This is a genomic window from Streptomyces sp. NPDC047453, from assembly GCF_040643155.1.
Lineage (GTDB): Bacteria > Actinomycetota > Actinomycetes > Streptomycetales > Streptomycetaceae > Streptomyces.
Genome location: NZ_JBEYTS010000179.1, coordinates 1 through 1,460, shown reverse-complemented (window position 1 = coordinate 1,460; position 1,460 = coordinate 1). Strand labels below are relative to the sequence as shown.

1 protein-coding gene is annotated in these 1,460 nt (G+C 69.5%); it reads right to left on the bottom strand.

The window, feature by feature from the left end:
• Window positions 1-1,407: IS1380 family transposase (locus tag ABZ818_RS42790; RefSeq protein ID WP_361427753.1), on the bottom strand; the 1,407-nt coding region annotated here is incomplete at its 3' end.
• Between the last annotated feature and the right edge of the window lie 53 nt (window positions 1,408-1,460).

Sequence of the window (1,460 nt, the reverse complement as noted above, 5' to 3'; positions counted from 1 at the left end):
CGTGAGCCTGTTCCAGCTGGTGGTGAACGCTGCCGCCCAGGGCCAGGTCCGCTCGATGCGGAGGATGCGGCGGCGGGCGTGGCGGGCGAGGCGGGCCGGAAGGTGGTAGAGGCGCAGGCGCATCGTGTCCGGCTCGGCGTCTTCGAGGCCGTCCTGGTCGTGCAGGGTGAGCAGCCGCAGCCAGGTGTCGAGATCGGCGGCGAGGTTCGCGGCGAGCATCCAGCCTGTGTTGATCTGCCACGACTGTGAGGGCAGGTTGTGCAGGCCCATGGCCTTGCCGGTGCGGATGCGGTCTTCGACCTCGGCGTGGTCGCGGTGCAGGGCGTCGAGGAACTGGATCTGGTGGGAGCCGGCGATGCCCCACATGTGCCGGATGTTCGTGGCAGTGATCGAGTAGCGCCAGCCGGTCTTCTGCTCGAAGGCGGTCAGCTTCTTCAGGTGCCGCCGGGACGGGCGCACGCGGCGGACGATCAGGCGCATGCCCTCCGGCCAGCCGTCACGGGTGTTCAACCCAGTCAACTCGGCAACCTGATAACCCGTTTGAAGCTCGCCGCCCTGTGTCAGTGAGGTCTCCCAGGCGCTTTCGGGGAGCCTGGCGATCGCTGCCTCGTCCTCGGGCGTGATCTTCCAGCCGACCGTGTAACGGACCGTGCGCCGCTTGGTGTTCAGCGCCTCCAGGTGCTGGAGCAGGCCGTGGGTGGCGCCCGCGCCGTCGACCCGGACGAGGATCTTCGACTGGGAGGAGTGCGGTATCTGATCCAGCGCGGCGGCCAGGACGCGGACGTGGTCGTCCACGGTGTTTGCCCCCGCGTTGCCCGGGCGGAGTTCCATCGCGAGGCTCTCGCCGGTGTTCGCCAGCCAACTGCCCAGCGGGTGGAAGCCGAACGTGCCCTTGAACGTGGCCGCGGCCCCTTCCTTTCGGGATGCGCTCGTGATGACCGTGGCGTCCAGGTCGATGACGATCCAGCCCGTCAGCCTTCGTCCGGCGACCGTGAGCCACGGGAAGCCGCCGGGCCGCAGGTGGAGCTGCGTCCACACATGCCGGCGCACCCGTCGCCGCACCTTCGCGATCTTCCTCAGGGTCTTGTCGTCCAGCCCGGCCAGCAGGCGGCGCATCGTCGAGTCCGAGGCCGCGGGGCCGAACAGGCCCTGGTGGTGAAGCTGGAGCTGCTCGGCCTCCAGCAGGCTGCGCGCCCCGAGCACCATCGCGACGGCGAGCTGGACGAGCACCCCGGCCCGCTCCCGCCACCCGGCACTCGTGCTGGAGGGAAGCACCCCGGCGAGCCCTCGTGTCAGCCCCATTCGGTCCGCCAGTCGGCGCAGCAGCACCGCTCCCGCATGCCCGACCAGCCCCTTTCCGTCGGCTGCCACGGACAGCCGACGATCCCACCCTGTACGCTCGCTCACCAGAAAGGTGTCCTGACTTCTGCACCGGATACGATCTAGACACTCGCATCCTC